5 protein-coding genes and 2 tRNA genes are annotated in these 6,468 nt (G+C 55.8%); 5 read left to right on the forward strand and 2 right to left on the reverse strand.

Features of this window, described 5'->3' with window-relative positions; translation table 11 throughout:
• Positions 1-174: 174 nt before the first annotated feature.
• The 4 genes from ACTQ3R_RS12510 (at position 175) to rpoN (ending at position 3,979) form a co-directional block, all read left to right on the forward strand.
• Positions 175-1,356: a pyridoxal phosphate-dependent aminotransferase gene (locus ACTQ3R_RS12510; RefSeq protein ID WP_441779504.1), complete on the forward strand. Its 1,182-nt coding sequence runs from the start codon at positions 175-177 to the stop codon at positions 1,354-1,356.
• 167 nt (positions 1,357-1,523) lie between these two features.
• Positions 1,524-1,600: transfer RNA gene (locus ACTQ3R_RS12515), tRNA-Arg, on the forward strand.
• A gap of 497 nt (positions 1,601-2,097) precedes the next feature.
• Positions 2,098-2,547, forward strand: a complete 450-nt coding sequence (spoVAC, locus tag ACTQ3R_RS12520) for a stage V sporulation protein AC (protein WP_441779505.1) — start codon at positions 2,098-2,100, stop codon at positions 2,545-2,547.
• 73 nt (positions 2,548-2,620) lie between these two features.
• On the forward strand, positions 2,621-3,979 hold the full coding sequence (gene rpoN / locus ACTQ3R_RS12525) for an RNA polymerase factor sigma-54 (RefSeq protein WP_441779506.1): 1,359 nt from the start codon (positions 2,621-2,623) through the stop codon (positions 3,977-3,979).
• Between the two features lie 96 nt (positions 3,980-4,075).
• Here rpoN and ACTQ3R_RS12530 read toward each other — a convergent pair whose 3' ends face one another.
• Together ACTQ3R_RS12530 and ACTQ3R_RS12535 are read right to left on the reverse strand one after the other, a co-directional pair.
• Positions 4,076-5,293, reverse strand: coding sequence for a dicarboxylate/amino acid:cation symporter (locus ACTQ3R_RS12530; protein ID WP_441779507.1), 1,218 nt, complete (start codon positions 5,291-5,293; stop codon positions 4,076-4,078).
• A gap of 101 nt (positions 5,294-5,394) precedes the next feature.
• Positions 5,395-5,955, reverse strand: a complete 561-nt coding sequence (locus tag ACTQ3R_RS12535; RefSeq protein WP_441779508.1) for a manganese efflux pump MntP — start codon at positions 5,953-5,955, stop codon at positions 5,395-5,397.
• Between the two features lie 320 nt (positions 5,956-6,275).
• On the opposite strand from ACTQ3R_RS12535, the gene ACTQ3R_RS12540 reads away from it, so the two are divergent.
• Positions 6,276-6,362, forward strand: a tRNA-Leu gene (locus ACTQ3R_RS12540).
• The last annotated feature ends 106 nt before the right edge of the window (positions 6,363-6,468 follow it).

The raw sequence follows: 6,468 nt of genomic DNA on the forward strand, positions 1-6,468 counted from the left end.
TTGGTTGAATGTTGGACCTAAGTCACATGCAGGAAAATTGGTTTTGCGGCTGCTTTGCTGGGCCGGGAAGGGTTTGGAACGGGAATTTTTGCTTTACTAGGATAAATTGTTATGCTATAATGTGCCCATACGAATATACCGCCCAGGCGGTTTCGGTTTTAGGAGGTTGTGACCATGGTTTCAGAACGTATGAAAGGGCTGGGTACCGCCCGGTCTGTGATTCGTGAATTGTTTGAATATGGAAAAATCCGGGCTGCAGAGATTGGTGCGGAAAATGTGTTTGACTTTTCCATCGGCAACCCCAGCGTACCCGCCCCGGCAGAGGTAAATGAGACGGCTATCCGCCTGCTGCGGGAGCAGCCGGATTTGATCCACTGCTACACCAGTGCCCAGGGTGACCTGGGGGCACGGCAGCGCTTTGCCGATTCCCTCAACCGCCGCTTTGGTACAAGCTATTCCCCTGACCGGCTTTATATTACTGTGGGTGCGGCCGCTTCTTTGTGCTGTGTCTTCAACGGCCTGACCTGCCCCGGAGACGAGTTTATTGTCTTTGCCCCCTATTTCCCGGAATATAAGGTGTTTATTGAAGGAGCGGGCGCAAAGATGGTGCTGATTCCCCCGGAAATCGAGGCCTTCCAGATCGACTTTGATGCCTTTGAAAAGGCTCTGACCCCCCACACCAAGGGTGTGGTAGTGAATAGCCCCAATAATCCCTCCGGTGTGGTCTATTCCAAGCAGACCCTGGAGCAGCTTGCTTCCATCCTGACGGAGAAGAGCCGGGAGTATGGACACCCCATTTATCTCATTTCCGATGAGCCCTATCGGGAGATCGTCTATGAGGGATTCAAGGTGGAGTGGATTCCCAGCATTTATCGGGATACCATTGTGTGCTATTCCTTCTCCAAGTCCCTGTCCCTGCCCGGTGAACGTCTGGGTTATGTGCTGGTGCCGGAGGATGTGACAGATGGAAACGACGTCTACGCCGCCGTGGCGGGCGCTGGGCGGTCTTTGGGCTATGTCAATGCGCCTAGCTTGTTCCAGCAGGTGACCTCCCTGTGCTGTGACATGACCGCCGATGTGAAGGTATATGAGCGCAACGCTCAGCTGCTGGTTGGGGCGCTGCGGGAGATGGGCTACCATGTGGTGCAGCCTGGCGGAGCCTTCTATCTCTTCCCGCGCAGCCTGGAGGCGGACGATTTAGCCTTTAGTGAGCGGGCCAAGAAGTTTGACCTGCTGATCGTGCCGGGAACCGGGTTTGGAGCGCCCGGACATGTGCGCATCTCCTACTGTGTCCAGACGGAGATGCTCCAGCGGGCTCTGCCCAAGTTCAAAGCTCTGGCGGATTCCTATCGCTGATCAGAAGCGGCGTCCCGCATAGTTGCGGGGACGCCGCTTTTTCAGTATAAGGTCTTCTTTGTGTTGAGAAAGGGGAAAATCGTCGAACAGATCAAAAATGAGAGGGGAAATTTCCTCTTTACAAAGGGGGAAAAATCTGTTATAATAGCGGAGCGCAAATGAGATATGCGTCCGTAGTTCAATTGGATAGAGCGTCAGATTCCGGTTCTGAATGTTGGGGGTTCGAGTCCCTTCGGGCGTGCCAAAAGACGATGTATGAAGCAATTTCGTACATCGTCTTTTGTTTTAGTATTCTAAATTCAAGCCGATCGGGCGTCGCCAAGGGCTCGCCCTCTCGGGAAGGGACCCGCAGCGGCCCGGCGTGCCCCCGGCACGCCGTTCTTCGCTTCGGCTTCGGGCGTGCCAAAAAAGAAGCACCTGCTTAGCAGGTGCTTCTTTTTTGGGTTCCGCCGCCTGCAAGGCGGCTCCACCCTTCGGCATTTGAATGCTCGGGGTCGGCAAAGCCGCCCCTGCGCAATTCTCCGCTTCGCTCCGAATTTACGCCGCAAAAGCGGCGCGGCCCAGAAGAGCCGTTTTGGGATCGCTTCCATGAATGCGGCTGAGAACTGTGGCGACATTCAGACTTTAACCACAAGACAAAAGGCGATGTAGGAAGCAATTTCGTACATCGCCTTTTCTTATTTCTTTGGAATAAAATTCTTGTGAGGAGAAAACCTATGGGAAACAAGAGGAGGCCGGGACATGAACATTACCAATCAGGATTATGGAAAGCTGGTCAGTGAACGAGCCAAGCCCTCGCCCATGGGAAAAAATATGGTGTGGGCCTTTGTAGTAGGGGGTGGGATCTGCACCCTGGGACAGGGGCTGATGAATTTATACCAGAATTGGGGGCTAGATCAAGAGCAGGCGGGTACCGCGGTATCCATCACGCTCATTTTTGCGGCCGCAGTTTTGACCGGACTGGGAATTTTTGATAAGATCGCCAAACGGGCAGGGGCGGGTACCCTGGTCCCCATCACTGGGTTTGCCAACGCTATGGTTTCTCCGGCCTTGGAGTTTAAAAGCGAAGGGCTGATTACCGGCACCGCTGCAAAGCTGTTCACGGTGGCGGGGCCGGTGCTGGTATTTGGCATGGGAGCCAGTGTGATCTATGGACTGATCCTCTGCCTGCTTAGATATGGGGCAGGATGAGGATGCATCTGCCTTGCACAGAAAATAGAGATTTGATATAATAGCGTAAAAAAGAGAAAGGGAGGCGGTCCCGTTGGAGCTGCTCCAGAGTCAAGTGCAACATCTCAGCCAACAGCAACTGCAAAGTGTGGAGCTGCTCCAGATGAGTGCGGCGGAGCTAGAGGAATATCTGCATGATTTGGTCCAGGAAAACCCGGTGGTAGAGTTGGAGGACAGCAGGCCGGAGCCGGAGCGGCCCCAGGATGATGAGCTGCTGCGCCGCTTGAAGTGGCTGGATGATAATGATGGGCAAAACCGGTATTACCAGCATGTGGGGGCGGAGGAACTGGACCCGTTGGCCAGGATCGGGACGGAGGGCGGACTGGAAGAGACGCTCTTTCGCTTTCTTTCCCGTCAGCTTTATACCATGGACCTGGACGAGGATACTGCCCAGACAGTGCGTTATTTGGCTGCCTGCCTGGATGGAGACGGATACCTTCGGGTGAGGGTAGAGGAGCTGGCGGCCAATTTGGGCCGGTCTGCAGGGCACATTGAGCGCTGCCTGAAGCTTTTGAGGACCCTGGAGCCGGCGGGGGTGGGAGCGGAGAGCCTGTCTCAATGTCTGGAGCTTCAGCTTCTCCGTATCCATGCCAGCGGGCCCGTGCTGGATATTGTACGGGATCATCTGGAGGCGCTGGCAAAGCGGCACTACCGGGCCATTGCTTCAAAGCTGGGGATCTCGGTGGAGGAAGTCCAGCAGGCTGAGCGTGTGATTCGGGAGCTGGAGCCGCGGCCCGGTTCTCCCTTTGAACAGCCTGATCAGGTGCAGTACATACTCCCGGATGTGTTTTTGGAGGAAGAGGACGGCGTGCTGGTAGCCAAGCTTCGAGGCGGCGAACGGCCTCCCATCCAGGTGAGCAGCTATTACCGCTCGCTGCTGAAGCAGTCGGATGACCGGGAGGTGAAAACCTATCTCACGGAAAAGCTGCGTCAGGCGGACGGTGTCCTACGGGCGCTGGAACAGCGGGACAGTACGCTGCGCCGCTGTGCCCAGTGCATCGCGGACTGGCAGCGGGATTTCTTCCGGGAGGGCCCGCGTATGCTGCGCCCCATGCGGCTGGCTGATGTAGCACGGGAACTGGGGCTTCACGAGTCCACCATTAGCCGTGCGGTGCGGGAAAAATATCTGCAATGCAGCCGGGGCGTATACCCCATGAGCTATTTCTTTTCCCGCAGTGCCACGGCCCAGACCGGCGGCGCGGAAGTGGGCGCTGCCGCTGCCAAGGCGCTGCTGAGCCGGCTGGTGGAACGGGAGGACAAGGGGCATCCTATGTCCGACCAGAAGCTATGTGAGGCCATGGCGGAGCTGGGCTGTCCCATATCCCGCCGGACGGTGGCCAAATATCGGGAGGAACTGAACATCCCCAGTGCCTCCGGCCGTAAATGGAGTTAAAGAATCCGAAAAGACCTCTTCCGCAGGGTTTAGACCCGGAGACGGAGGAGGTCTTTTTTAATAAAAATCCCCCGGCTCTTTGGCCGGGGGAAGGAATTAGAGAAGCTGACCCTTGGTCTCGGGGATGGAGTGCTTTTCCGCGTAGCCGGTGAGCATCAGCGTGAGCGCACCGTCACCGGTGACATTACAGGCGGTGCCAAAACTGTCCTGAAGGGCGAAGATGGTGAGCATCAGGGCGGTGCCATCATCCAGGAAGCCTACCACACTCATAATGAGCCCCAGAGAGGCCATCACCGTGCCGCCAGGTACGCCGGGAGCACCCACGGCGAAAATACCAAGCAGGATGCAGAAGAGTACCATGGTGCCCAGAGAGGGCAGGTGTCCATAGAGAATTTTAGAGACCGTCATGACGAAGAACACCTCAGTGAGCACGGAACCGCACAGGTGGATGTTGGCGAACAGGGGAATACCGAAATCGGTCATGTCCTGACGCAGCACAGAGGACTTCTTGGCACAGCGCAGGGCCACAGCCAAGGTAGCGGCGGAGGACATGGTGCCCACAGCGGTCAGATAGGCGGGACCGTAGTGACGCACTACCTCCCAGGGATTTTTGCCCGAATAGAGGCCGGCCAGGGCGTAGAGGAGCGTCATCCAGATAAAGTGTCCCACGATTACGATGAGAATCACAATGAGGAAGACAGGCAGCTGCCGGGTGATCGAGCCCTCATAGGCCAAGCTGCAGAAGGTACCGGCAATGAAGAAGGGGAGAATGGGAATGACGATCTTGGTCACTGTTGCCAGTACGATCTTCTGAAACTCATCCAAAATCTCAATGACAGTCCGGGCGCGGGTCCAGGTGGCAGCCAGGCCGATGAGTACAGAGAACACCAGTGCAGACATTACGGACATGATGGGAGCGATCTCCAGGTTGAAGAGCAGCTCCGGCAAATCACGCAGACCGTCTGTGGCGGGCTGGATGGAAAGATTGGGAATGATGAGGTAACCTGCGCCCATGGACATCAGTGCGGCACACACCGAGGAAGTGTAGGCCAGCAGCAGGGCCAGGCCCAGCATGCGGGAGGCATTGCTCTGCAGCCGGGTAATAGAGGGGGCGATGAAGCCAATGATGATCAGGGGAACGCAGAAGGAAATCAGCGAACCCATCAAAGTTTTCAGGGTCAGAATGACCTGCATGATCATGGAGCCGACTTCCATCCCAAACATCCACCGGTCCACGCAGAACAGACCAAGGGCAATTCCCACCACAACGCCGATGATCAGCCGGGCGGGCAGACTTGCGAGCAATTTCTTCATAGCAAACGATCATTCCTTTCTCCTTAACAATTTCACACACATCGGGAGAGATAAAATCATCATAGCATGCTATGCGTAAAAAAGCAATTATGTCCAGCTGTTCAGGAAAAAACGGTGTGCTCCAGCAAAATTTTTGTGCCCATGCCAATGAGAATAAGACCCCCAGCCAGCTCAGCCTTGCTCTGAAAGCGGTTGCCGAAGACGGCGCCGAGCTTCACGCCGACACAGGAAAGGAGCAGTGTTGTGATGCCGATGAGGGAGATTGCCGTAAAGATAGGCACACTGAGAAAGGCAAAGGTAACGCCTACGGCGAGAGCGTCGATGCTGGTGGCCACAGCCAACAGGAACATGGACCGCACGCCAAAGGAGCAGTCTAGGGTCTCCTCCTCCCCGCTCAGAGCTTCCCGCACCATATTAAAACCAATTAACCCCAGTAAGATAAAGGCCACCCAGTGGTCCACCGAGACAATCATCTGCTGGAAGCGTACGCCAAGCAGCCAGCCCAGCAAAGGCATCAGGGCCTGAAAGCTGCCAAACCATACCCCGCAGATAAGACAGTGCCGCCATTTCGGCCGGCCCACGGAGAGCCCCTTGCAGACCGAAACGGCAAAGGCATCCATGGACAGGCTGACCGCAACGATCAAGAGTTCATAAAGCTGCATACCAAACATCCTCCTTGTAAAAGGGAAAAAGAAAAAGACCCACCCGTCCCATGGACAGGTAAGTCTCGTCGTTTCAGACCCGGCCAGGAGGGTCCCCCCTCCAGTATGTTGACCGGCTCCCACCCCAAGTGCTGACTACTCCCTTACTGTGGGTGCCAGTGTACCACGGGAATACCGCCCCTGTCAACTTATTTTTCCGGCAGAAAGGCTATGACAACCCCCAAAAAAGAAAAATGAAAAAATTTGAAAAAAAGTGTTGACACTTTGGCCGGACTATGGTATTATCTCTCTTGCGCTGAGGGCAGCGCGGCAAACAACAAGCGCGAGTGGTGGAATTGGTAGACTCGCTGGCTTCAGGTGCCAGTGCTCGCAAGGGCGTGCGGGTTCGACTCCCGCCTCGCGCACCAACTAAGGTTGCTGAAAAAGATGCAACCCCTGAAACCCTTGCTGCGGCAAGGGTTTCAGCCGTTTCAGAGGACAAAATCGAGCACCAGACGAGATGGAGATGCAAAA

This window comes from Lawsonibacter sp. LCP25S3_E2 (genome assembly GCF_052117285.1).
In the GTDB taxonomy this organism is placed as follows: Bacteria; Bacillota; Clostridia; order Oscillospirales; family Oscillospiraceae; genus Lawsonibacter.